Origin of the sequence: Chitinimonas lacunae (genome assembly GCF_042650885.1) — a bacterium.
Taxonomy (GTDB): Bacteria; Pseudomonadota; Gammaproteobacteria; order Burkholderiales; family Chitinimonadaceae; genus Chitinimonas_A; species Chitinimonas_A lacunae.
On the sequence record NZ_JBHSBU010000001.1, the window covers coordinates 4,534,625 to 4,559,131 of the forward strand.

Here is a 24,507-nt window from a genome sequence, read left to right on the forward strand (position 1 = left end):
AGTCGTCTTGTTAGAATCGCGTTCTTTGGCAATGGGGTCGGGTCATGGAGCGGATCGTCGAATTTATTCTGGAGCTGGACAAACTCAAGGGCGTCACGCGCAAGAACCGCCCGCTCGGGCTCGACCGTTACGAGAACTCGGCCGAGCATAGCTGGCAGCTCGCCATGCTGGCGACTTCGCTGCTTGCCTATGCCGCTGAACCCATCGATATTGACCGCGTGGTAGCCATGCTGCTGGTGCACGACATCGGCGAGATCGATACCGGCGACACCAGCGTGTATATCGAAGAGGGGCTGGCCGACCGCAAAGCGGCCGAGCTGGCCGCCGTCAACCGCATTTTCGGCAAGCTGCCGCCGGCCCAGGCTGAGCGTCTGCTGGGGCTGTGGCTGGAGTTTGAACAGGGGGAGACGGCCGAGGCGCGTTTTGCCCATGCCGCTGACCGGGCAATGCCGGTATTGCTCAATCTGGCCAATCAGGGGCAGAGCTGGCGCGAATGCGGCATCAGCCACGCCCGGGTGGTGGAACGGGTCGGCCCACCGATTCAGGCCGGCTGTCCGGCACTGTGGGACTATCTGGTCCCTCGTCTCGAACATGCCCGGCAACAGGGCTGGTTCGGCGCTTAAGGCATTGCCGGAGGTCCGGACAGGCTGACGTCGAGTTGTCCGGAAAGGCGCGACCGGCCCATGAAAAAGGAGCAGCGATGGCTGCTCCTTTTTGCTTGCTGTGCCTTGTCAGCCAGGTTGGCGGACCGGCTGACTCGATCAATAGTTCTGGATCTTGAAGATCCGCACCAGCGGTGTGGTGCTGTTGGGGCCGAACCAGCGGTTGAAGATGCGGGTGGCTTCACCATTGGCTTCGGCTTCGGTCAGGGCGTCGTTGACGATCTTGAGCATGCGCTTTTCGCCCTTCTTGACGGCGATGCCATAGGCTTCGGTTGACAGCGAGAAGGTCGAGAACTCGTACTGGCCACGGTTGGGCAGCTTGTTGAGCAGACCGGCCAGCGCCGGCTCGTCGCCGGTGACACCTTCGATCTTGCCTTCCTGCATGAACTGCACTGCCTGATGGGTATCGTTCATCGAGATCAGCACGGTTTTGGGGAACAGTTGGCGGAACTGGGTTTCCGAGGTGGTGCCACGCGCCACGCCAATCGTGGCGCCTTGCAGCGCGTTGACATCGGGGAAGCGGCCCTTCTTGGCCAGCACCTTCTGGCCGGTGACGAAATAGCCCAGCGAGAAATCGACCTGACGCTCGCGCTCGGCAGTCTTGGTCATGGTGGCGACGATCAGATCGACCTTGCCTGATTTGAGCATGCCGATACGGTCGGCCGGGTCAAGGTTCTGTACCGTCAGCTTTACCCCGATCTTCTTGGCCACCAGTGCGGCGAAGTCGACGTCATAGCCCGAGATGGTCTTGTCCGGGTTCTGGAAACCGAACGGCGGGGCATCGGCATTGGTGCCGACGACCAGCACGTCACGGGCCTTGATATCGTCGAGTTGGTCGGCCTGGACGGTTACCTGGGTCAGGCTCAGTGCCAGAAGCGCGAGAGAAAGGGGACGGATGGATGGCATAGTATTTCCTCGAAAAACGGCGCCGACTTAAGCAGACGGCGCCGGGACAGCGGATCAATCAATAACTACCTCAAACAGCAGAACCTGCGCGGCAAGACTCAACTGCGGATACGGAAAATCCGCGTCAGCGGCGTACTGGAGTTGGGGCCGAACCAGCGGTTGAAGATCCGCTCGGCTTCGCCACTCTGTTCCATTTCCAGCAAGGTCTCGTCGATCAGTTTTTGCAGACGCTTTTCGCCCTTGCGAATGCCGATGCCATAGGCTTCGGTCGAGATCGAGATTTCCGGAATCTCGAACTGGCCCCGGTTGGGCAACTTGGCCAGCAGGCCGGCCAATACCGGCTCGTCGGTGGTGACGGCGTCGATCTGGCCATCGACCAGTGCCTTGATGGCTTCGGGGTTGTCGGGGAACAGCACCACGGTGGAATTGGGCAGTTCCTTGCGCAACTGGGCTTCCGAGGTGGTGCTTTGGGCGACGCCGATACGGGCGCGGGTCAGCGATTCGATCGAGTTGTACTTGCCGCGCCTCACCAGAAATTTCTGCCCGGTCACGAAATAGCCCAGGCTGAAGTCGATTTCCTTGGCCCGCTCGGACGTTTTGGTCAGCGTGGCGACGGCAATATCGGCCTGGCCTTGCTTGACATAGGGAATACGCTGCGAGGGCTGCACATCGCGCACTACCAGCTTGACCCCGATCTTCTTGGCGATGGCCGAGGCGAAATCGATGTCGTAGCCCGAGACGGTCTTGTCGGCGTTGAAGCTGCCAAACGGTGGCGCATCGGCGATCACGGCGGCAACCAGTTGGCCACGTGCCTTGATGTCATCGAGCTGGTCGGCCTGGGCAAACACGGCTGCCAGCAACAGGCTGGCGCTTAACAAGACAGATGGGCGCGACATGGTTTTTCCTCCGGATAGAGCGGGAGCGGCGATGACTCGGCACGGCTCGGTTTTGTAGAACAGGAAAGTATATCGACATACCATGATGTCATAAAGCGCAACGCGACGTTTTTTGCAAAGCACGGTCGCATTGGGCGCGACAGGTCGGCAAAAACATTTTTGCCATAGTCGGGTATTTTTGAGAGCTATGCGTTTTATGCATTGTTCTTCAATTTAAGTGCAATATGGGTAGACGCATATAGTTGAATACCCATGCATTTCAGTCATACCTGTAGGGTTGGTGCTTACCGTGGGACGATGGGCTTGCTATGCTTGGGCTCCATTCTTCTGAGGCGCCCGTTATGGCAAAGCATTACCGACTGTCTAGCAACGAGCTGCGCGAGCTGGCCACGGGGCACGGTTTCTGTGTCGTCAGCGACCTGATTACCATCGAAGGCGAACCGGTGCGCTATATGTACCGCGATCAGCCCGAAGATGAGCAGGACAGCGGCTGGCGCTTTTTCGCCGGCACCGAGAGCGATACCTATATCGATAACCCGAAAAACTTCAGCCTGCTCGATGTCAATGTCGTGGCCAACTACGACGAATCGATCATCCCCTTGCTCAAGTCGCCTGTCGGCGCCGCCTTCGACAAGGAAGACGGCGTGTTCTACGACGCCAGCGACGAATAGGTCAGCCTGGGACTTTCGTCCAGTTCAAATCTAGTTGTAGCCGGTTTCCCGCCGGCCACCGTGAGGTGGCCGGCATTGTTTTGGGTTTCGCTTCAAGGTGCCGGGTTGGCTTTGCGGATGTTCTGGCTAAATAGAAAAAATCCTGCAAACTGTCTGCAAGATATATAGCCATAAAATAAAGGAAACTAAATAATAAGGCGGGATTTTTGCTGCTGCACCGATCTGTCCGTCCAGTTTCCCGACCCCATCCGATCAAGCGGAGACGGCCAAAAGCCGTCGTCCACCCTACAGCTTGTGGGGGGGACGCGGCAATCGGGGGCGGGTCAGTCGAGTTTGGGATAGCCGGTGATGCGCTGAATATCGCGGTAGAGCGGTTGCAGGCGGCGGTACATGCGGCAGTAGACCCGGCGGTACAGCTCGTCGTAGGCGCGGGCATTGATCGGTTCAGGCTCGAACACCCGGCCGACTCGGGTCATATCGCGGATTGCTGCGCCGAAGTCTGGATGGAGCTTAAGGCCAACTGCCGCCGTGATGGCTGCGCCCAGCCCACTCGTCTCATAAATGTGCGGCCGTTCGGTCGGCAGATTGAAGATATTGGCGGTGATCTGCATGGCCGCGTCGCTCTGCGAGCCGCCGCCCGAGACACGGAGCCGGCTGATGGTCGGGCCGCCGCGCTTTTCGATCCGCTCCTTGGCTTCGCGCAGCGCATAGGCCAGTCCTTCGAGAATGGCGCGGTAGAGGTGGGCGCGGGTATGGACGTCGCCAAAGCCGATCACTGCGCCCTTGGCTTCGGGACCGGGCACCTTGATGCCGGGGTTCCAGAACGGTTGCAGCATCAGTCCCATCGAGCCGGGCGGCACGGCGTTGACCAGATCGTCGAACAGCGACTCGGGCGCCACGCCGCGCTGTTCGGCCAGCAACTGCTCATGCAGACCGAATTGTTCCTTGAACCAGCTCACCATCCAGAAGCCGCGGGTAATCTGGATTTCGGTGTTGTAGTGGCCCGGCACGGCGGCCGGGTAGGGCGGAATAAACGGTGTGGCTTCGAGATAGCGTCGGGTGGTGGTGTTGAAGGTGGCGGCGGTGCCGTAGCTCAGGCAGCCGATCTCCGGCGTGAGGCAGCCCGCACCGATCACTTCGCAAGCCTTGTCGGCGGCGCCGGCGATCACGGGCAAGCCTTCGGGAATGCCGGTATCGCGTGCCGCCGCGGCGGTGACCTGACCGATCGGCGTGCCCGGCTCGACCAGCTCGGGCAGCATCGACGGCTCGATCGGCAGCGCCAGCCATTTCCAGTCACCCGACTTGGCCCAGGCGCGCCGTTTGTAGTCAAAGGGCATATAGCCGACCTGGCTGCCGATCGAATCGACCATCCGCCCGGTAAAGCGGTAGTTGAGATAGCCCGACAGCAGCAGGTATTTATCGGTACGTGCCCAGATATCGGGCTGGTGCTGGGCGATCCAGTTGGCCTCGGCCTCGCGCTGGAAGAAGCGCAGGGTGTGCGACATGCCGATGGCGGCAAAGGCGGTGCGCCAATACCAGGGCAGCGGGCTGACCTGATCGACCCGGCGCTGGTCGAGCCAGATGATGGCCGGGCGCAGTGGCTGGCCCTGACGGTCCAGATTGATCATGGTGGCGCGCTGGGTGGTGATCACCACGCCGGCGATGGCCGAGCGCGGCACCTGGGTATTGGCCCAGAGCCGCTGGCAGGCCTGGCAGAGCGCGCGCCAGAAATCCTCGGGGTCGTTCTCGACCCAGCCGGGCTCGGGCGAGCGGTAGGTGTCGATGGCGACCTGGGCCTTGTCCACCAGATGGCCGCGCAGATCGTAGAGCAGGGCGCGCACGCTCTGGGTGCCGTTGTCGATGGCGAGGAGATAGTCTTGGGCCATGGCGGGTCTCAGGCTTTGGGCGCGAGATAGCGTTGCCAGCCGGGCACCGTCTCGCGCGGCGGCAGGCTGTAGTGGGCGTCGATCAGACTGCGGTAGCGGGCCACTTCATTGAGCCAGCGGCCTTCATCCCAGCCCAGCGCCGGCTGGACCAGGGTACGGATCCGCTCGATCTGGCCCAGGCCGCCCTGGGGCAGCACGATGCCGAGCCGGGTGCGGCGCAGCAGCAGATCGTCGAGATGGACCACCGACTCATGCAGCGCCGCCCAGCGCAATTCGAGCCATAGCGAGGCGCTGCCGGCGATCCAGTCGAGTTCGCCGTGGCCGGCCTGACGGGCGGCGATCGCGGCGAGCGGACCGTAACGGTTGAGCAGCCTCGCCGTCGCTGCCGGGTTGAGGCCACGCGGCTCGATGGCCGGGCTGAACATCGGGCCGTCGCTGTTGCCAAGCGGCCGGTTCAGCCGGCCCGCGGCGAGCCGCAGCGCATCGAGCGCCATCAGCCGGAAGGTGGTCAGCTTGCCGCCGGTCACGGTGATCAGGCCGTCTTCGTCCATCACCACATGATCGCGCCCGGCGCTCGACGGGTCGCCTGTGCCGTCGTCCACCACCGGCCGCACGCCGGCATAGCTCGCCACGATATCGTCGTAACCGACGGCAAGCCCGGGCAACTGGTCGTTGACTGCCGCCAGCAGATAAGCCACTTCGTCAGCGCTAATGGCGGCTTCGCAGTCGAGTTCGCCGCCATGGTCGAGATCGGTGGTGCCGACCAGCGTCACCCCTTCCCACGGATAGATAAACACCGGCCGGCCATCATGCGGATGCATGGCACTGATCGACTGCGCCACCGGCACGCGCCAGGCAGGAAAAGTCAGATGGCTGCCGCGCAGCGGCCGCAGCGTCGGCGCGCGGCCAAGCTGGCCACGCAGCCGGTCGGCCCAGGCCCCGGTGGCGTTGACCACGGTGCGGGCCCGCAGGGTGTGGCGCAGACCGGTCTCGCTGTCTTCGACCTCGATCCCGCTGACCCGACCGCCGTCGAGCCGCAACTGGCGTGCCGCCATATAGTTGAGTGCGATACCGCCGTCGGCCTGGGCTTCTTGCAGCACCCGCAGCACCAGCCGGGCATCGTCGGTCTTGGCGTCGAGATAGAGCATGGCGCCGCGCAGATCGCGCTGGGCGAGTCCGGGCGCGAAGGTGCTGGCGGCGTGGGCGTCAACATAGCGGTGGCTGCGTTGGCCGGCCATCCGGTCGTAGATTTCCAGACCGAGCTGGAACAGCCAGCGCCCCGGCTTGCGGCCGGCGAAGTCGCCGAACAGGAAACTCTGGGTTTCGATCAGCTCCGGTGCCTCGGCCATCAGACGCTGGCGTTCGCGCACCGAATGAAGCGTCAGGCCGAAGCGACCTTCCTTGAGGTAGCGCAGACCGCCGTGCACCAGCTTCGACGAGCGGCTCGACGTGCCCCAGGCGAAATCGCGCTGCTCGATCAGCAGGGCCTTCCAGCCGCGCCGGGCCGCTTCGCGCAGCACGCCGGCGCCGCTGATGCCGCCGCCCACCACCACCAGATCCCACTCCTGCTCAAGCGCCGCCAGCTTGTCGGCCCGGGTCAGCGGTCTCATCGCGGCGGGTCCTGTAGCAGCTTGCCCGGATTCATGATGCCCTGGGGGTCGAAATGGCGGCACAGCTCGGCCAGCGTAGCCATGCCAAGCGGGCCTTTCTCGGCCGGCAGATAGGGCGCATGGTCGCTGCCCACGCCGTGCTGGTGGCTGATCGTGCCGCCATGGCTGACGATGGCTTCCGACACCCGTGCCTTGTAACGGCGCCAGCGTTCCAGATTGGGGGCAAAGCCGCCTGGGGCGATCCGGTAGACAAAGGTCGAATAGATGCTGCTGCCCTGGCTGTAGAGATGGGACAGATGGGTAAACGCATGCACCCGCTCGCCGTCCTCGGCAAAGGCATCGCGGGCGGCCTGCTCCATTGCCTGCATCAGCGGCTTGACCCGGGGCCAGTCGACGGCGGTTTCGATGGTGTCGGCGGCGTAGCCGTGTTCCCACAGGGTATTGCGCAGATAGGGGCCTTTGAAGCGGTTGTCGCGCCATTTGTCGCCCATCCGGCGGCCGATATAGACGCCACCGTGCTGACGCGACAGCCGGCGCGCGCTGGCCAGTGCCTGTGCGGCGCTGCGGCGGTCGGCGCTCACGCCCAGCATCAGCATGCATTTGTCGCCGACCGGACAGCCACGCCAGCCCAGATAGCGTTCGAGCCAGCGGATCAGATCGGCGTGGCCTGCCAGCGTCAGATTGGTCAGGGTCTCGATGGCGTTGGACAGCCGCAGCATCGACAGCGGCAGCTTGGCCCGGACCAGCTCGCGTACCGCCGCTTCGGCCCGCTCCCAGTCGGGGAAGAACAGCGCATGGAAGGATTCGTGTTCAGGCAGGCGGCTGACCCGCATCACCGCCTCGGTCAGCACGCCGAAGCGGCCTTCGGAGCCAAGCACCAGTTCGCGCAGATCGGGGCCGGCGCTCGAGGCCGGGAAGGTCGGCAGCTCCAGCGTGCCGATCGGGGTCTCGAAGCGGCCGCCGGCAAAGAGCTGCTCGATCCGGCCATAGCGCAGCGACTGCTGACCCGAGGAGCGGGTCACCACCCAGCCGCCCACGGTGGAGTATTCGAACGATTGCGGAAAATGGCCCAGGGTATAGCCATGGGCACGCAGTTGGGCCTCGAGCACCGGACCGGGGGCGCCGGCACCCAGGGTGGCGAGCTGGCTGCCCTGGTCGAGATGGAGCAGCCGGGTCATGCGCGACAGATTGAGCGACAGCACCGGCCGGCTGCCTGCGGGACAGTCGAGATGGCCAGCCACGCTGGTGCCGCCGCCATAGGGAATCACCTGCCAGCCCTGCTCGCCGGCCCGGTCGAGCCAGTGACGGACCTCGGCGCTGGTTTCGGGGTAGACCACCCCATCGGGCACCGGCACGGCGACGCCGAAGCGCTTTTTGATCCAGTCGGGGTAGCTCTCGCCCAGCGCCACGCTGTAGCGGGCCCGGGGCGAGATATCGACGCCGTGCTGGCCGGCCAGCGGCGAGGGCGGGACCTGGGCCAGTACCGACTCCAGGCTGGCATCCTCGACCTTGTGGCCGGCGCCGACCCGTTCGGTCAGCATGGCGATGGCGTTATCGTTGAGCGTCATGCCGAGGGCATCGTCGCCCCAACCGTTCCAGCGTCGCATGAAAGATTCTCCGTGGTCCTTGGCCGTTTTATACTCGCGCGACGGCGGCTGCCGCCGAATCCAGACCCGCATTCTAGCCAAGCCCGTTCCGCCGCCCATTGCGCCATGCCGACAACCGTTTGTGCCAGCACGCCAGCGCACCCGCCCCGGGTGGTCGCCCCGTATGCCCATACCCTGCTCGACGCCGCCCGCGCAGCCGGCGTCGCCACCGAGGTACTGCTCAGAGCGGCCGGCCTTGAGCGGCTGGCCGAGGCCGATGTCAGTGTTCCCCATTATCTGGCCATGCTGGCCGCGGCCGTCGAAGCCAGCGGCGACCCGCTGTTCGGCTGGCGGCTCGGCGGCGCGGTCAAGCCGACCACCTATGGCGTCAACGGCATTCTGATCCTGGCCTGTCCGACGCTCGGTGACGCGCTGGAGCAGGTGTTGCGCTTCGAATGCCTGGTGCATGACCTGGGCCGCTCGACACTCGAGCGCGACGGCGAGCGGGCCATCTATCGCTGGCGCAACGACTGGGCCGGTCATCCGCAGGCCGGGGTGCTGGCGGAGAGCGTGTTTGCCGGGATTCGCACCTGCGCCCAATGGCTGGTGGGCCAGCCCTTGGCCGTGAGTGCCCTGTACTTTGCCGCCGCCGACCCCGGACCACGGGCAGGGCTGGCCGAGCTGGCGCAAGCCCCGGTCCACTACGGTGCCCGCGAGAACCGGGCCGAGTTTCCGGCGGCCTTGCTCGATCTGCCGATCCCGCAGGCCAATAACACCTTGCTGCCGCTATTGCAGCGCCATGCCGAAGCCTTGCTGGCGCAGCGTCATCCGCAGGTGCCGCCGATCGTGGGGCAGGTGCGGCAGGCGATTCTGGCCCGCCTGGGCCAGGAGAGCGTGCGGCTGGCCGATATCGCCACCGACCTCGCGCTGTCGCCGCGCACCTTGCAACGCCGGCTGGGCGAGGCCGGGGTGGCGTTTCAGCAGCTTCATGATGCGATCCGCCATGAGCTGGCGCGCCACTATCTGGAAACCACCGATATGCCGATCGGCGAAATCGGCTATGTGCTGGGTTTCCAGGACCCGGCGGCTTTCCACCATGCCTTTCGTGCCTGGCAGGGCGATGGCCCGGGCCGTTACCGCGAGCTGCGCCGGGTGCCGGCCTGACTCGGCCAATCCATGCTGTTAGAGGATTTTCCTTAGAAAATCCAGTACTTCCATTGTCTTGTCTCCTTTTTGCCGAGGGTACGTCCTTCACTCTTTGCTTTCCCTGAGCACGGACCTACAACGCAAAAAGATGCCGGTACGCCCGGCCAGCGGCGGCCTATGGCGTGCCGTCCCATGAGTTCGAGACAAGGGGAAGATCGATGATGAGACCAGCCTATCTTTCACTGGCGGTCGCCGTAGCCTTGACCACGGCGCATGCCGCGGAGGACCGCTCGTTTGCCATACGCGGTTTTGGCACGATCGGGGCCGTGCATTCCGACAACGATGAAATTGACTTTGTCACCAGCGCCATGCAGGCCAATGGCGCCGGCCATACCCGCAGCTGGAGCGGCACCATCGATACCAAGCTCGGCGTCCAGGCCGACTGGAATTTTGCCCCTGACTGGACTGCCACCGTGCAACTGCTGTCCAAGGCGCGTTACGACAACAGCTTCAAGCCCACGCTTGAGTGGGCCAACGTGGCCTACCAGATCAACCCGGAATGGTCGGTCCGGCTTGGCCGCACGGCATTTCCGGCCTATGCGATCTCGGCCAGCCGCAATGTTGGCTATTCCTATGTCTGGGTGCGGCCGCCGGTCGATGTGTATGTGCAGGTGCCGATGACCTGGAGCGATGGGGCCGACCTGTTCTATCGCACCAGCTTCGGTGACTACAACCTGCTGCTGCACGCCAATCTGGGCTGGATGAAGGTACGTGGCGGCGGCGGCAGCGTGGAAGTCAAGGCCGGACCGTCTACCGGGCTGATCGCTACGCTGGAGGATGAGCGCTTCAGCTATCGGGCGGCCTATATCCGCAACAAGCTGACCATGGTGAATCCCAATGTCGATCCGCTGGTGGCTGGCTATACCCGCTATGGCGATGCCTTGCGCGATCTGGGTTTTGCCGGGCCGGCCAGCCGGGCCTATGCGGCGCGCGACTCGCTGATCTTCGATGACCGTCCCGTCACCTTCCGTGCCGTGTCGGTCAGCTACGACGACGGCACTTGGCTTGCGCAGGGCGAGTACACCCAGCGCCGCACTTCGCGCTACGGCGAGTCCTCGCTGGTGCCCGATATGGATTCCTGGTACTTGAGCCTCGGCCGACGCTTCGGCAACTGGACCCCTTATACCTATTACTCGCGCCAGCGCACCACCAACAGCCTGGTGCCGCCGCAGCTCGACACGGCCGTGCCCGGTCCGCTCAGTGCGGTGGCCGGCGAACTCAATGGCGTATTGCAGGAGGTGATTCTGGGCAGCAGCGCAGGCAGTCACACGATGGCAGCCGGCCTGCGCTGGAATGCGTTCAAGAACACCGCGCTCAAACTGCAATGGGAGCGGGTTTCCCTCGACGACGCTGTGAACAACAGCAGCTTCTTCAGCTTTGGCGGCCGGCCACAGCAGCGTAAGGCTGATGTGGTGTCCATATCGGTCGACTTTGTGTTCTGAGGAGCCAGTCATGAGCCCAAGCAAACGATTTCTCGCGGTGATGGTCGGGGCACTGCTATGGAGCACCATGGCAAGTGCCGAAGTGGTGGTGGTGGTGTCGGCCCAGAACAAGGCCGCTGCCATGAGTGCTGCGCAGGTGTCGCAGATATTTCTTGGCAAGGTCAAACGCTTTCCCGAAGGCGGTGCGGTCGTACCGGTCGACCAGCCCGAAGGCTCGCCGATGCGTGATGCCTTCTACAACCGCTTCGTCGGCAAGAATGCCGATCAGATGAAAGCCTACTGGTCGAAGAGCATCTTCACCGGTGCCGGCCAGCCGCCCAAGGAAGTGCCCAACGATGCCGAGGTCAAACGCCGGCTCGCTACCGACCCGACCGCCATCGGCTATGTCGATAAAAGCAGCGTGGACCAGAGTGTGCGCATCGTTCTGGAATAAGGCCGCCGGGGCTCGACCCTTACACTGTGTTGTCCGTCCACTGTGGCCGGTCTGGCCGTGTCCAGTGCTCGAAGCTCCGCCAATCCAGCGATCGCAGTCGTCCGATCATTCGTACACCGGCGGTTGAGCGGGGGTAAAAGGCGCAGACATCGGCCTGACGGCCGGCTGACAATCTGGTCTGACGCCTGGCTATAGGAGAAGGATAAGGCGGCACCATGGGGGCTGCCTTTATTTATTTTCATGTTATATATCGATGTTATGTGGCGGTTGATTTTCCTGTTATTTTCCTATTGCTGGCCCGGGCACCCTTGTCGTGTCGATGATCTGGCCAACTTTCCGGTTCGTTCCATCCCACAACACCGCTGTGCACTTGCGCATGTCGAGGAGGAGATCGCATGACCCAACAAGCCAACAAGCCCAATGATCTGGTGCTGACCCGTGAAGTCGATGTTGACCGTGAACGTCTATGGCGTGCCTGGACCGACCCGGACCTGCTCAAGCAATGGTGGGCGCCCCGCCCGTTCACCACGGTCGAATGCTCGCTCGACCCGCGCCCGGGCGGGTTGTTCAGTGCGGTGATGCGCGATCCGGACGGCAAGGACTATCCGATGCAGGGCTGCGTGCTCGAAGCGGAAAAACCGTCCCGGCTGGTGATGACCGATGCGCTGCTGGAAGACTATCGCCCGAGCGGGCAGCCGTTCTTCACTGCGGTGGTAACGCTCGAAGACCTGGGCGGCGGCCGCACCCGCTACACTGCCCGCGCCATCCACAAAAATGAGGAAGACCGGCGCCGGCATGAAGAGATGGGGTTCCACTCGGGCTGGGGGCAGTGTCTCGACCAACTGGTCGAGGTGGCCAGCAAACAGCGCTAGCACCCGTCCGTCCAGTCAAAGGCGAGTCAAGCGCGGAGACGCTAGGGCTGGCGGGTCAGCTTCACATCGGTGTCCGGATCAACGGCGCCGCAAAGTGGCCTGACGCCCCATTTTTTCCGTCATGTGCTGTCGCTGGGTCCGCCGCCAAGACGGAGGCCATGGTGCGTTACCACCCTCGGTCCAACGCACCTTGCATGACATTGCGCTTTCATGGTGCCTTTCGCTGCGCGGAGCTTTCTGATCCCGGCTGTTCCGGAAACCCGCCGGCCCACCCTACGGCTTTGCGGGTATGGACGCCATTTTCAGAGACCCTCGAATGGTCGGCTGGAGGTGAAGGTTGAGGCAGCATCGACCTAGCACAGGGGCGGTACGATCAATCGTGCCGCCCCTGTGCTGTTTGCTGGAGACTTCCGGAGAAGTAATTAATTTTTATCTATATCGCGCAATATATCTTGCGGATATTTTGCACAATATTTTCTATTTGCCTTCTGTCTTGATCAGCGCGAGCAATGCGGCACCTTCCTTGACCTGTTCGCCGGCCAGGAAGAACACGCTCTCGACCGTGCCATCGAACGGGGCGGCGATGGTGTGTTCCATCTTCATCGCTTCCAGGATCATCAAGGGCGCGCCTTTTTCGACCGTATCGCCCGCTTTGACATGGACCGCCACCACCGTGCCCGGCATCGGTGCGGTCAGGCCGCCGCTGTCGTCTTCGGCCGCAAGACCTGCCAGCAGCGGATTGAACGGCTCCAGCTCATAGGCGGCACCGGCAAACAGCAGGGTCAGCGTCTTCTCTTCGCGCAGCGCCGAGGCACTGACGCGGTGGCCGTCGAGATCGGCCCGCAGGCGGCCGTCGCCGTCGAGCCGGGCGGTGGCGCGCAGCTTGTGCTCGCCCAGTTCGAGTACGAAATGATCGGGCCGGTAGTGCGCCACCACCGCGTATTCGCGCTCGCCATGGCGGAAATGCAGCGCATGGCGGTTGTCCTGATTGAGCCGCCAGCCGGTAACGGCATGCCAGGGCGAATCGGGGTCGTCCGAGCGCAACCGGGCTGCTTCGCGCTCTGCCGCCACGCTGCACAGTTCCGCCAGGGCCGCCAAGGCCAGCACTTCGCGGGACGGCTCGGGCGGCGGCGGAATCAGCTCGGCCTGATGGCGGCCAATGAAGCCGGTGTCGAGTTCGGCGGCGCGGAACGCCGGATGGCGCGCCAGACGGCCCAGGAAGTCGAGGTTGGTGTCGAGACCGACGATCTCATAGTCGGCCAGCGCCTGGGCCAGCCGGTCGAGCGCCCGTTCGCGCGATTCGTCCCAGACGATCAGCTTGGCGATCATCGGATCGTAATAGGGAGAAATCTCGTCGCCCGCTTCCACGCCCGTATCGATCCGTACATGGGCCGACTGGGCCGGCTCGCGCAGATGGCGCAGATGGCCGATCTGCGGCAGGAAGTCGCGCGCCGGCGCTTCGGCATAGACGCGCGCTTCAAAGGCATGGCCGTGGATGCGCAACTGCTCCTGGGTCAGCGGCAGACGCTCGCCGCTGGCGACACGCAACTGCCATTCGACCAGGTCCTGGCCGGTGATCATCTCGGTGACGGGGTGCTCGACCTGGAGCCGGGTGTTCATCTCCATGAAGTAGAACTCGCCGCTCAAGGTATCGACGATGAATTCGACCGTTCCCGCGCCCACATAACCGATGGCACGGGCGGCATTGACGGCCGCTTCGCCCATCTGACGGCGCCGTTCTTCGTTCATGCCGGGCGCTGGGGCTTCTTCGAGCACTTTCTGGTGCCGGCGCTGCACCGAGCAATCGCGCTCGAACAGATAGACCACGTTGCCGTGGCTGTCGGCGAACACCTGGATTTCGATATGGCGCGGCCGGGTCAGGTATTTCTCGATCAGCACCCGGTCATCGCCGAACGAGGCCTGGGCTTCGCGCTGGGCCGAGGCGAGCTGGGCGGCGAAGTCCTCGCGCCGCTCGACGATCTTCATGCCCTTGCCGCCCCCACCGGCCGAGGCCTTGATCAGGACCGGATAGCCGATCCGCTCGGCTTCGCGCGCCAGGAGCGCGGCATCCTGATCGTCGCCGTGATAGCCCGGCACCAGCGGCACGGCTGCCTGTTCCATCAAGCGCTTGGCGGCCGATTTCGAGCCCATGGCGGCAATTGCCGCCGCGGGCGGACCGATAAATACCACCCCGGCGGCGGCACAGGCGGCGGCGAAATCTTCGTTTTCGCTCAGAAAGCCGTAACCGGGATGGATGGCCTCGGCGCCGCTCTGGCGCGCCAGCTCGATCAGCCGGTCGCCCCGCAGGTAGGAGGCCTTGGGCGCAGGCGGGCCGAGCCGGAAGGCTTCCCCGGCCAGCTTGACATGGCGCGCATCGGCGTCGGCATCGGAATAGACGGCAACGCTATCGATACCGAGCCGGTCGGCGCTGCGGATAACTCGGCAGGCAATTTCGCCACGGTTGGCGATCAGGATTTTCTTGAACATATCGTCCCTTGCGGTCGTGGCGACCGTCGTCGTGAGTGGCAAGTCTGCGGTTCAGCGCGGCTTGATCCAGTTGGGCGGACGCTTTTCGAGGAAGGCTTTGAGCCCTTCCTGGCCTTCGGCCCCGACCCGGATCGCCGCGATGCGGCGGGCGGTGTCGTCGATCAGTTCCGCATCGATCGGGCGGTCGGCGATGTCGTGGATCAGCCGCTTGGCGGCGGCCAGCGCCTGGGGGCCGTTGGCGAGCAGATGCTCGGCCAGGGCATGCGACAGCGACGGCAGCTCGTCAGCGGGTGCCAGCTCGTGCACCAGACCGAACCTCTGCGCTTCGCTGGCCGAGAAACGCTCGGCGGTAAGGAAGTAGCGCCGGGCGGCGGCCACGCCGATCTTGCGCACCACATAAGGCGAGATCACCGCCGGAATCAGGCCGAGTTTGACTTCGGACAGACAGAACTGGGCGTCATTGCTGGCCACCACCAGATCGCAACAAGCGATCAGCCCGACCCCGCCGCCGAAGGTGGCGCCCTGGGCGGCGCCGATCACCGGCTTGGACAGCCGGTCGAGCGTCTCCATCAGCTGTGCCAGCTTGCGGGCGTCGGCCAGGTTGTCGGCCTCGGCGTAGCCGGCCATCCGCTGCATCCAGCCCAGGTCGGCCCCGGCCGAGAAATTCTTGCCCTGGGCTGCCAGCACCACCACCCGCACCGCCGGATCGGCGTCGAGTTTTTGCAGCGCTTCGGTCAAGGCGACGATCAGCACATCATCAAAAGCGTTATGACGCTCGGGGCGATTGAGCAGCAGGGTGGCAACGCCGTTGGTGGCAGTTTCGACCAGAAGGCATGGGCTCATGTTCGGCTCCGTGGAAGGTTGGGGTGGAGAGTGTCCTGGCACGCTGGGGCGGGCAGATTGGCTGTGAGGGCGGACCAGTCAGCAGCGAGAGGGCGTGCAGCGAGCGCGAAACGATGCCATCGTCTCGTAGGGTGCGTTAGCCGCACAGCGGCGTAAGGCACCCTTGCCTCGGTTCTCGCTGAAGCTTGCCTATTCACTTGCTGTCCTCAATGCCCTGTCCCTCACCGATCCAATCAGACGGGTAGACACCAAGCGCCACACAGCGATGAATGCATTACGCCGCTATGCGGCTAACGCACCCCAGGAAGTGGTGGTATCGCTGGCCTTGTTGATATCCCTTACATCCGGAACACCCCGAATCGGGTCGGTTCGATCGGAGCGTTGAGACTGGCCGATAGGGCAAGGCCCAGGACGGTGCGGGTGTCCTTGGGGTCGATGATGCCGTCGTCCCACAGCCGGCTGGTGGCGTAGTAGGGATGGGACTGGGCGTCGAACTGGTCGCGCAAGGGCTTTTTGATCGCCTCGCGCTCGGCTTCTTCGAGGGTCTTGCCCTGCTTGGCCAGCGCTTCCTCGCGCACCTGGGCCAGCACGCCGGCTGCCTGCTCGCCGCCCATCACGGCGATCCGGGCATTGGGCCACATCCACAGGAAGCGCGGTTGATAGGCGCGGCCGCACATGCCGTAGTTGCCGGCGCCGAAGCTGCCGCCCACGATCACGGTGAACTTGGGCACCTTCGAGGTGGCCACGGCCGTCACCATCTTGGCGCCGTGCTTGGCGATTCCCTCGGCTTCGTATTTGCGCCCGACCATAAAGCCGGTGATGTTTTGCAGGAATACCAGCGGAATGCCGCGCTGACTGCACAGTTCGATGAAATGGGCACCTTTCTGGGCCGACTCGGAGAACAGCACTCCGTTATTGGCGACGATCCCCACCGGATAGCCGTAGATATGCGCAAAGCCCGTCACCAGCGTGGTGCCGTAGTGCTCCTTGAATTCATCAAAGCGCGAGCCATCGACCACCCGGGCGATCACCTGGCGGATATCGAACGGTTTTTTGAGATCGTTGCCGACGATGCCGTACAGCTCGTCGGCGTCGTAGCGCGGCGATTCGACCGGCCGGGTAGCGAGGCCGATCGGTTTCTTCCAGTTGAGATTGGCCACGATGCGCCGCACCTGCTCAAGCGCGTGGGCGTCGTTATGGGCGTAGTAGTCGGCGACACCGGAAATCTTGGCGTGCACATCGGCCCCACCGAGCTCCTCGGCGCTGACCACTTCGCCGGTGGCCGCGCGCACCAGCGGCGGGCCGGCGAGGAAGATCGTGCCTTGCTGGCGCACGATGACCGCATAGTCCGACATGGCCGGCACATAGGCACCGCCCGCCGTGCAGGAACCGAGCACGGCGGCGATCTGCGGCACGCCTGCGGCCGACAGATTGGCCTGGTTGTAGAAGATGCGGCCGAAATGGTCGCGGTCGGGGAAGACTTCGTCCTGGTTGGGCAGGTTGGCGCCGCCCGAATCGACCAGGGCAATGCAGGGCAGGCGGTTTTCCAGCGCGATTTCCTGGGCGCGCAGATGTTTTTTGACCGTGGCCGGGTAGTAGGTGCCGCCTTTGACCGTGGCGTCGTTGGCGATGATCATGCATTCCACCCCCGCTACCCGGCCGATGCCGGCGATCAGTCCGGCTGCCGGCACCTGGTCTTCATATTGGCCGAGGGCGGCGAGCTGGCCGATTTCGAGAAACGGCGAGCCGATGTCGAGCAGTTGGGCGACCCGGTCGCGCGGCAGCAGCTTGCCCCGGCCGACATGGCGCTGACGGGCGACTTCGCCGCCGCCTTGCTCGACCCGGGCCACCCGCTCGCGCAGATCGGCCACCAGGGCGGTCATGGCATCGTGGTTGAGCCGGTACTGCGCGGTCTTGGGATTGACGAGGTTGGGCAGGATATTCATCGAAAGGTCAGGAAGTGGAGGTTTCTTCGAGCTGCGGACGGCTTTCCAGCGGACACAGCACCTGGGTGACGCCGGCGATGATGGCCACATCGAAGGCCAGCAGCGTCTCGCCCTGGCCCGGGCGGATTTCGCCGCGCTCCTTGGTATCGACGAAGCCGAGGCTTTCATAGAAGCGCAGCGCGCCGATATTGCTGTCGGCCACCCAGGCCAGCACCCGGCTGGCGCCGCGCTCGGCCAGCCAGCGCGCCGCCGTATCGACCAGCCGGCCGCCGGCGCCGCCTCGGCGGAGTGCCGGCGCCACCCACATGGCACAGATATAGGCGCGGTCGCGCCGGCCTTGGTCGAAAAACGCCCCGATCATGCCGACCGGGCGACTGTTCTGCCATAACAGGAAGGTGGTGGTATCGGCCGAGGCGGCATGGAGCGTCGCCATGGCCGCCCACTCCTGCTCGGGACGGGCCGCCTCGTCTTCCAGACGGGCCTGGAAGGCTTCCGGCGCGTCGGCAAGCGCCGCCAGCCGGACTTCGCGCAGGGCTGCGCCGTCCTGGGCGCGGATGGGGCGGATTTGGTCGCGTACAGTCATGATCGGGTCCTTCTGTGCAGGGAGGCCGGCGCCGCGAGTTCAGACCTCGGCGCCGATGGCCCGGCCGATCACCAGCCGCTGAATATCGCTGGTGCCTTCGTAGATCTGGCACACGCGCACATCGCGGTAGATGCGTTCAACCGGGAAATCGTTGAGGTAGCCGTAGCCGCCGTGGATTTGGATCGCATCGGAGCAGACCCGTTCCGCCATTTCCGAGGCAAATAGCTTGGCCATCGAGGCTTCCTTGAGGCAGGGCAGACCTTCATCCTTGAGCAGGGCTGCATGCCAGACCAGTTGCCGCGCCGCCTCGAGCTGGGTGGCCATATCGGCCAGGCGGAAATTGACCGCCTGATGCTCGAAGATCGGCTTGCCGAAACTGACCCGCTCCTTGCTGTAGCGCAGCGCGGTCTCATAGGCCGAGCGCGCCATGCCAAGCGCCTGGGCGGCGATGCCGATCCGGCCCGCTTCGAGGCAGGCCAGGGCGATCTTGTAGCCTTCGCCTTCGGCGCCGAGCCGGTTGGCCTGCGGCACGCGGCAGTTTTCCAGCACGATGGCGCAGGTATCCGAGGCATGCTGGCCGAGTTTGGTCTCGACCCGTGTCACCTGATAGCCCGGCGTATCGGTCGGTACGATAAAGGCCGACAGCCCCTTCTTGCCCGCTGCCGGGTCGGTGACGGCGATCACGATGGCCAGGCGGCCGTTCTGGCCGTTGGTAATGAATTGCTTGCTGCCGTTGAGCACATAATGCTCGCCGTCGCGCAGCGCCCGGCTGCGGATCGCCGAGGCGTCCGAGCCCACCTGCGGTTCGGTCAGGCAGAACGAGGCCAGCCATTCGCCGCTGGCCAGCTTGCGCAGATAGCGTTCCTTCTGTTCCTGCGTGCCATGGGCCAGGATGGGACCGCAACCGACCGAGTTATGCACCGAGACGATGGTGGAGAAGGCGCCGTCGCCAGCCGCCAGCTCTTCGATCACCAGGGCCGAGGCCAGATAGTCGAGGCCCGCGCCGTTCCACTCGGTGGGCACGGTGATGCCCAGCAGGCCCAGTTCAGCGGCCGAGGCGAGTTCGTCGAACGGGAAGGCGTGGGTCTCGTCGCGCAGTCCGGCGCTGGGCCACAGTTGCTCCTGGGCGAAAGCGCGCACGCTGTCGCGGATCATGCGATGTTCTTCGCTGAGTAGCATGTTGTCTCTCTCGTCGTTGTCGCGGCCGTGGGCGCTTCTCTGGCTTCCCTGGGCGGGCTGCGGTCCTCGGGCGCGTGGCGCCTGTCATCCATCCTGCCGTTTTGGGCAGATTACCTTCTTATTCTTAAATTTGTTGCTACCCGTCTTGCTGCGGGTTTGCTGAATATTTTACTTTTGGGATAGATCCTCAGGAGGCATCGGGATGGCGCACGGCCACCCAGATGGCGTTTTCCAGGCTCATCACCAGATCGCCATCCTGGTTGAAGGTGCGCCAGGCCAGCTGCACCACGCCGAAGCCGGGCTTGGAACGCGAACGCTTGCGCGACATCACGTCGAATTCGGCCTTGAGCACATCGCCCGGCTTGACCGGCCGGTGCCACATCACCTTGTCGAGTTGCAGCCCGACCAGGCCGTTGGCAATCGCGGCCAGGTCGGACGAGGTCAGCATGCGCATGGTGTAACTGGCGGTCTGCCAGCCGCTGGCGACCAGGGTGCCGAATACGCTGGCGGCACCGGCGGCTTCATCGAGGTGGAAATCCTGTGGATCGTAGCGGCGGGCGAAGTCGAGCATCTCTTCGCGATCTACGGTAAGCGGACCGGCGCGGAATACCCGGCCGGGATTCAAGTCTTCGAAATACAGCTTGTCCATCGACATCTTTCTGGAAAGGGCGCCCGCTGGCGCTTACAGCAACGGTTCACGATAGGTCTTCATCAGGCGCTCGAAAGCACCCTGTTCTCCCAGCGCCTTGACTGCGCGCCGCACCGGTTCCGGATCGAGCCGGGAAGCCTTGGGCACGGCGCATTGGGTCGGGGTACGGCTCAATACGAAATCGGACACCATCAGCACCGAACGCGCCTTGGGGTTCTGGCGCAGATAGTGGGCGATTTGCAGATCGGTACTGACTGCCACATCGATGCGCTGACGCTCGAGCAGCCGGAAATTCTGTACATGATCGGTCTGACGCGAGGCACGCATATCGCCGCGCTCGACCTGTGGATCGATGCCGGGATAGTGAAAGCCCAGGATCAGTCCGAGGGTCTTGCCCTTGAGGTCGTCGAGCGACTCGATCTGGAATGCCCAGTTGCGATGCATCAGAAACAATTCGGTCTGCACCAGATTCTCACCGGTCCAGTGCATCCGGTCGGCCAGCCGGGTCCAGTTCGGGCTGGTGAAGCAGACCAGGTCGGCGTCGCCGCGCTCCAGGGCCGGGTCGATCCGCTTACGCGACAGCACCTTGTATTCGACCGGCTGCCCCAGCTTGGCGGCGATCAGCTCGACCAGGTCCTTGATGATGCCGCCGCTCGGCTTGCGGTCGGGGCCCAGTTCGAGCAGCGGGGCCGAATCGCATTCGCATACCGCCACCCGGATCGGCTCCGCCGCTGCTGCCGTCATCCATAGTGCCGCCGTCAGGCCAAGTGCCAGTGATCGTGCCATGTTCCTTCTCCCATGCCCGCAGTCGTTCCGACCTTGTCTGTCATGGTAGGCGTTTGGCAAGCATCGTGCGCTACCAGGGCAGCTCGGCGCCGTCGTAGGCGAAGAAGCGGCCCGAGCGCGCCAACCCCGGCTCGGCGATGACCTGGCGCAGCCCCGCAGCGCTGGTGGCGACATCGATATCGGCGTCGCTGCCGCCCATATCGGTGCGCACCCAGCCAGGATGAAGCGCCAGGGCGCGCAAGCCCTCGTTCTTCCAGGCATTGGCCAGGCCCTTGACCACCACATTGAGCGCGGCCTTGCTGCTGCGATAGAACAGGGCGTTGCCGCTTTCCAGCAATTTCTTGCTGCCCATTCGGCTGGACAGGAAGGCCACACAGCCGCCCGGTTTCAGCGCAGGCTTGAGCAAGGCGGCAAGCCGCATCGGCGCCAGCACATTGATCCGCATCCCTTCCAGAAACGCGGCCTCGTCAGGATGGGCTGGGTCCTCGTCGCCTTGCGGATAGATGCCGGCGTTGAGGATCACCAGATCGAGCGAAGCCGGCTTGAGCGAAGCGGCCAGCGCCTCGGAGGCGGCGGCGTCGCCGACATCGAGCCGGATGGCCTCGGCGCCGGCCGCTTCGAGGGCATCGCCGTCGGCAGGCTGGCGATAGCTCGCCAGCACCTGCCAGCCCTCGGCCAGATATTGCCGTACCAGTTCGCGGCCGATGCCACGGCTGGCGCCGATGATCAGGACCGCAGGCATCAGAGCAGCTCCACCGCCAGTGCCGTCGCTTCGCCGCCGCCGATACACAGGCTGGCCACGCCGCGCTGCTTGCCGTAGCGGCGCAGTGCATAGAGCAAGGTGGTGACGATGCGTGCACCCGAGGCGCCGATAGGATGGCCCAGGGCACAGGCGCCGCCGTGCACATTGACCTTGGCAGCCGGCAGGTCGAGTTCGGTCATGGCCGCCAGCGTGACCACGGCAAAGGCTTCGTTGATTTCAAACAGATCGACCGAGCTGGCGCTCCAGCCGGTCTTTTCGAACAGTTTCTTGATGGCGCCGATCGGTGCCGTGGTAAACCAGCCCGGTTCCTGGGCATGGCTCGAATGGCCGACGATGCGGGCAAGCGGCGTGAGGCCACGGGCGCGGGCATCGCTTTCGCGCATCAGCACCAGGGCGGCAGCACCGTCGGAGATCGAGGACGAGTTGGCCGCCGTGACCGTGCCGTCCTTGCGGAAGGCCGGTTTGAGGCTGGCGATCTTGTCGAGCTTGGCCTTCATCGGCTGCTCGTCTTGTTCGATCAGCGTGTCGCCTTTCTTGCCGGGCACGGTGACCGGGGCGATTTCATCGCGGAACAGCCCTTCCTTGATCGCGTTCTGGGCCCGGCTCAGCGATTCGATGGCGAACTGGTCCTGCCGCTCGCGGCTGAAGCCGTATTGGTCGGCGCAGTCCTCGGCAAAGGTGCCCATCAGGCGGCCGCGCTCGTAGGCATCTTCCAGGCCGTCGAGGAACATATGGTCCTTGAGTTCGCCATGGCCCAGGCGATAGCCGCTGCGCGCCTTGGGCAGCAGATAGGGGGCGTTGCTCATCGATTCCATGCCGCCGGCCACCATCACGCTATTGCTGCCGGCGCGCAGCAGATCGTGCGCCAGCATGATGGCCTTCATGCCCGAACCGCACATCTTGTTGATGGTGGTGCAATGGGCGCCCAGCGGCAGACCGGCGCCCAGCGAAGCCTGGCGGGCCGGTGCCTGGCCCTGGCCGGCGGGCAGCACATTGCCGAGGATGACTTCTTCCACCAGCTCCGGCGCGATACCGGCCCGCTCGACGGCGGCGCGTACCGCCACGGCGCCGAGCTGGCCGGCGCTCAGGCTGGCGAAATCACCGAGCAGCCCGCCCATCGGGGTGCGGGCAGCCGAAACGATAACAATGGACTCGTTGCTCATGACGCGGTCTCCAGGTCGGAGCGGGCCGCCGGGGACATCCCGGCATGGCTCGCGTTGAAATGTTTATTTTTATTTGTATGCCAGAAAAGAAGTGGCAGACATTTTGCAGAATAGTTTCTATCGAGCGATTTCAACGGGTCTCGTTGAATAGCTCGCGCCCGATCAGCATCCGGCGGATTTCGCTGGTGCCGGCGCCGATCTCATACAGCTTGGCGTCGCGCCACAGCCGGCCGGCCGGGTATTCATTGATATAGCCGTTGCCGCCCAGGGTCTGGATCGCTTCACCGGCCATCCAGGTGGCCTTTTCGGCGGCGTACAGAATGGCGCCGGCGGCGTCTTTGCGGGTGGTCTCGCCGCGATCGAGCGCCCGACCCACGGTATAGACGTAGGCCCGGCAGGCCGACCAGGTGGCATACATATCGGCGAGCTTGCCTTGCATCAGTTCGAATTCGCCGATGGCCTGGCCGAACTGGCGCCGCTCGTGCACATAGGGCACCACCAGATCGATGCAGGAAGCCATGATGCCAAGCGGGCCGCCCGCCAGCACGGCGCGCTCGTAGTCGAGCCCGCTCATCAATACATTGACGCCGCGACCTTCGCTGCCGAGCACATTCTCGGCCGGAATCTCGACATCGTCGAAAAACAGGGGGTAGGTATTGGAGCCGCGCATGCCGAGCTTGTCGAGCTTGCTGCCGCAGCTGAAGCCCTTCATGCCCTTTTCCACCAGGAAGGCGGTGATGCCCTTGGCGCCGGCTTCGCTGTCGGTCTTGGCATAGACCACCAGCACATCGGCGTCGCCGCCGTTGGTGATCCACATCTTCGAACCGTTGAGGAGATAGCGGTCGCCGCGTTTGTCGGCGCGCAGTTTCATGCTGACCACGTCGGAGCCGGCGTTGGGTTCGGACATCGCCAGCGCGCCGACCCATTCGCCCGAAATCAGCTTGGGCAGGAAACGGGCCTTCTGGGCCGGATTGCCGTTTTTGCGGATCTGGTTGACACACAGATTGGAATGCGCGCCGTAGGACAGGCCGACCGAGGCAGAACCGCGCGAGATTTCCTCCATGGCCACGATATGGGCCAGATAGCCCATATTGCTGCCGCCGTATTCCTCTTCGACCGTGAGGCCCAGCAGCCCCATCTCGCCGAGTTTGCGCCACAGATCGGCGGGAAACAGATTGTCGGCGTCGATCTGGGCGGCACGCGGGGCGATCTGGTCGACGACGAAATGACGGACGGCGTCGCGCAGCTGGTCGATCTCTTCGCCCAGGCCGAAATTGAGGGCAGGGATATGCATGAGGGTTGTCTCCTACTCGGGTTGCGCCGGCGCCGCGAGCGGAGGTCGCGGCGGCCCGGCTTCGGACCGGCCCGTACCAATGTTCTGTGTGTAGTGAGGTGATCGGGATTTGCCAGCGCCCGGATCGGGCGCATGGCTGGCACTTTACAGTTCCGTTGACGTAAACGTCAATTGGCCGGTCAGCAAACGGCGCTAGTCGCGCAGGATGGCCTCGCACTCGTGTTCGAGCTGGTCCATCTCGGCCAGGATGGCATCGATATCGGCACGTTGCTGCTCCAGCGCCTCGCGCTTGGGACGCAGATATTCGAGCAGGCGTACCAGTTGCGGTCGCTCGTCTTTGGCGGCGTCGTAGAGATCGAACAGGGTGCGGGTTTCCTGCAGGCTGAAACCCAGTCGCTTGCCGCGCTGGATCAGCTTGAGCCGGGTATGGTCGGCGCGGCCGTAGACCCGGTTGCGACCGATCCGGCCGGGCGACAGCAGGCCCTGGTCTTCGTAGAAACGGATGGCGCGGGTGGTCAGATTGAACTCGCGCGCCAGTTCGGTGATGGTATAGGTCGGATCGGAGGCGGGTTCGGCCATAAGCGTCTGTACAAATATAAACTTTCGGGAATATAGCAGAGGGGCAGGGTGGTGTCATAATGGCC

At 64.2% G+C, this 24,507-nt stretch carries 22 protein-coding genes; 6 read left to right on the plus strand and 16 right to left on the minus strand.

From position 1 onward, the window contains the following. Positions 1-44: 44 nt before the first annotated feature. Positions 45-623, plus strand: coding sequence for an HD domain-containing protein (locus ACFOW7_RS19430; protein WP_378167537.1), 579 nt, complete (start codon positions 45-47; stop codon positions 621-623). Between the two features lie 138 nt (positions 624-761). Here ACFOW7_RS19430 and ACFOW7_RS19435 read toward each other — a convergent pair whose 3' ends face one another. Together ACFOW7_RS19435 and ACFOW7_RS19440 are read right to left on the minus strand one after the other, a co-directional pair. Then, on the minus strand, positions 762-1,568 hold the full coding sequence (locus ACFOW7_RS19435) for a transporter substrate-binding domain-containing protein (protein WP_378167539.1): 807 nt from the start codon (positions 1,566-1,568) through the stop codon (positions 762-764). Between the two features lie 98 nt (positions 1,569-1,666). Beyond that, positions 1,667-2,464 (minus strand): transporter substrate-binding domain-containing protein, encoded by a 798-nt coding sequence (locus ACFOW7_RS19440; protein ID WP_378167542.1) that lies wholly within the window; start codon positions 2,462-2,464, stop codon positions 1,667-1,669. Between the two features lie 341 nt (positions 2,465-2,805). Here ACFOW7_RS19440 and ACFOW7_RS19445 point away from each other — a divergent pair, with 341 nt between their 5' ends. Continuing rightward, positions 2,806-3,135, plus strand: coding sequence for a DUF2185 domain-containing protein (locus ACFOW7_RS19445; protein WP_378167544.1), 330 nt, complete (start codon positions 2,806-2,808; stop codon positions 3,133-3,135). Between the two features lie 323 nt (positions 3,136-3,458). On the opposite strand, the gene ACFOW7_RS19450 is transcribed toward ACFOW7_RS19445, so the two are convergent. Genes ACFOW7_RS19450 through ACFOW7_RS19460 form a run of 3 tightly spaced genes read right to left on the minus strand, consistent with a single transcriptional unit; the run spans position 3,459 to position 8,238 of the window. After that, entirely contained in the window at positions 3,459-5,021 is a 1,563-nt protein-coding gene (locus ACFOW7_RS19450) for an FGGY-family carbohydrate kinase (RefSeq protein WP_378167546.1), read from the minus strand. Between the two features lie 8 nt (positions 5,022-5,029). Next, positions 5,030-6,631, minus strand: a complete 1,602-nt coding sequence (locus ACFOW7_RS19455; protein ID WP_378167548.1) for a glycerol-3-phosphate dehydrogenase/oxidase — start codon at positions 6,629-6,631, stop codon at positions 5,030-5,032. Continuing rightward, on the minus strand, positions 6,628-8,238 hold the full coding sequence (locus tag ACFOW7_RS19460) for an FAD-binding oxidoreductase (RefSeq protein WP_378167550.1): 1,611 nt from the start codon (positions 8,236-8,238) through the stop codon (positions 6,628-6,630). The genes ACFOW7_RS19455 and ACFOW7_RS19460 overlap by 4 nt, the downstream gene beginning before the upstream one ends. A 105-nt stretch (positions 8,239-8,343) precedes the next feature. On the opposite strand from ACFOW7_RS19460, the gene ACFOW7_RS19465 reads away from it, so the two are divergent. The 4 genes from ACFOW7_RS19465 (at position 8,344) to ACFOW7_RS19480 (ending at position 12,170) form a co-directional block, all read left to right on the plus strand. Then, on the plus strand, positions 8,344-9,381 hold the full coding sequence (locus tag ACFOW7_RS19465; protein WP_378167552.1) for an AraC family transcriptional regulator: 1,038 nt from the start codon (positions 8,344-8,346) through the stop codon (positions 9,379-9,381). Positions 9,382-9,581: 200 nt separating this feature from the next. Next, positions 9,582-10,865 (plus strand): hypothetical protein, encoded by a 1,284-nt coding sequence (locus tag ACFOW7_RS19470; RefSeq protein ID WP_378167554.1) that lies wholly within the window; start codon positions 9,582-9,584, stop codon positions 10,863-10,865. Positions 10,866-10,875: 10 nt separating this feature from the next. Then, a complete protein-coding gene (locus ACFOW7_RS19475; protein WP_378167556.1) occupies positions 10,876-11,298 on the plus strand; it encodes a hypothetical protein in 423 nt (140 codons plus the stop codon). A 395-nt stretch (positions 11,299-11,693) separates the two neighbouring features. Further along, positions 11,694-12,170 (plus strand): SRPBCC family protein, encoded by a 477-nt coding sequence (locus tag ACFOW7_RS19480; protein WP_378167558.1) that lies wholly within the window; start codon positions 11,694-11,696, stop codon positions 12,168-12,170. Positions 12,171-12,647: 477 nt separating this feature from the next. Here the strand turns inward: ACFOW7_RS19480 and ACFOW7_RS19485 are convergent, their stop codons facing one another. From ACFOW7_RS19485 to ACFOW7_RS19535, 11 genes are all read right to left on the minus strand, one after another. Next, positions 12,648-14,657: an acetyl/propionyl/methylcrotonyl-CoA carboxylase subunit alpha gene (locus tag ACFOW7_RS19485; RefSeq protein WP_378167560.1), complete on the minus strand. Its 2,010-nt coding sequence runs from the start codon at positions 14,655-14,657 to the stop codon at positions 12,648-12,650. 51 nt (positions 14,658-14,708) lie between these two features. Next, positions 14,709-15,500, minus strand: a complete 792-nt coding sequence (locus ACFOW7_RS19490) for an enoyl-CoA hydratase/isomerase family protein (protein ID WP_378167562.1) — start codon at positions 15,498-15,500, stop codon at positions 14,709-14,711. A 338-nt stretch (positions 15,501-15,838) separates the two neighbouring features. Further along, positions 15,839-17,446: a carboxyl transferase domain-containing protein gene (locus ACFOW7_RS19495; protein WP_378167564.1), complete on the minus strand. Its 1,608-nt coding sequence runs from the start codon at positions 17,444-17,446 to the stop codon at positions 15,839-15,841. A gap of 7 nt (positions 17,447-17,453) precedes the next feature. After that, positions 17,454-18,029 carry a GNAT family N-acetyltransferase gene (locus ACFOW7_RS19500; RefSeq protein WP_378167567.1) on the minus strand — a complete coding sequence of 192 codons (576 nt, stop codon included), beginning with the start codon at positions 18,027-18,029 and terminating at the stop codon, positions 17,454-17,456. Between the two features lie 39 nt (positions 18,030-18,068). Continuing rightward, on the minus strand, positions 18,069-19,208 hold the full coding sequence (locus tag ACFOW7_RS19505; protein WP_378167569.1) for an acyl-CoA dehydrogenase family protein: 1,140 nt from the start codon (positions 19,206-19,208) through the stop codon (positions 18,069-18,071). 187 nt (positions 19,209-19,395) lie between these two features. Next, on the minus strand, positions 19,396-19,857 hold the full coding sequence (locus ACFOW7_RS19510; protein ID WP_378167571.1) for a MaoC family dehydratase: 462 nt from the start codon (positions 19,855-19,857) through the stop codon (positions 19,396-19,398). 33 nt (positions 19,858-19,890) lie between these two features. Beyond that, positions 19,891-20,643 (minus strand): substrate-binding periplasmic protein, encoded by a 753-nt coding sequence (locus tag ACFOW7_RS19515; protein ID WP_378167573.1) that lies wholly within the window; start codon positions 20,641-20,643, stop codon positions 19,891-19,893. A 70-nt stretch (positions 20,644-20,713) separates the two neighbouring features. Continuing rightward, a complete protein-coding gene (locus ACFOW7_RS19520) occupies positions 20,714-21,385 on the minus strand; it encodes an SDR family NAD(P)-dependent oxidoreductase (RefSeq protein WP_378167575.1) in 672 nt (223 codons plus the stop codon). Beyond that, positions 21,385-22,569: an acetyl-CoA C-acetyltransferase gene (locus tag ACFOW7_RS19525; RefSeq protein WP_378167579.1), complete on the minus strand. Its 1,185-nt coding sequence runs from the start codon at positions 22,567-22,569 to the stop codon at positions 21,385-21,387. Before ACFOW7_RS19525 ends, ACFOW7_RS19520 begins: the two co-directional genes overlap by 1 nt. Before the next feature lie 130 nt (positions 22,570-22,699). Further along, positions 22,700-23,863, minus strand: coding sequence for an isovaleryl-CoA dehydrogenase (locus ACFOW7_RS19530; RefSeq protein ID WP_378167582.1), 1,164 nt, complete (start codon positions 23,861-23,863; stop codon positions 22,700-22,702). Positions 23,864-24,055: 192 nt separating this feature from the next. Further along, entirely contained in the window at positions 24,056-24,442 is a 387-nt protein-coding gene (locus ACFOW7_RS19535; protein ID WP_378167584.1) for a MerR family transcriptional regulator, read from the minus strand. Positions 24,443-24,507 lie beyond the last annotated feature (65 nt).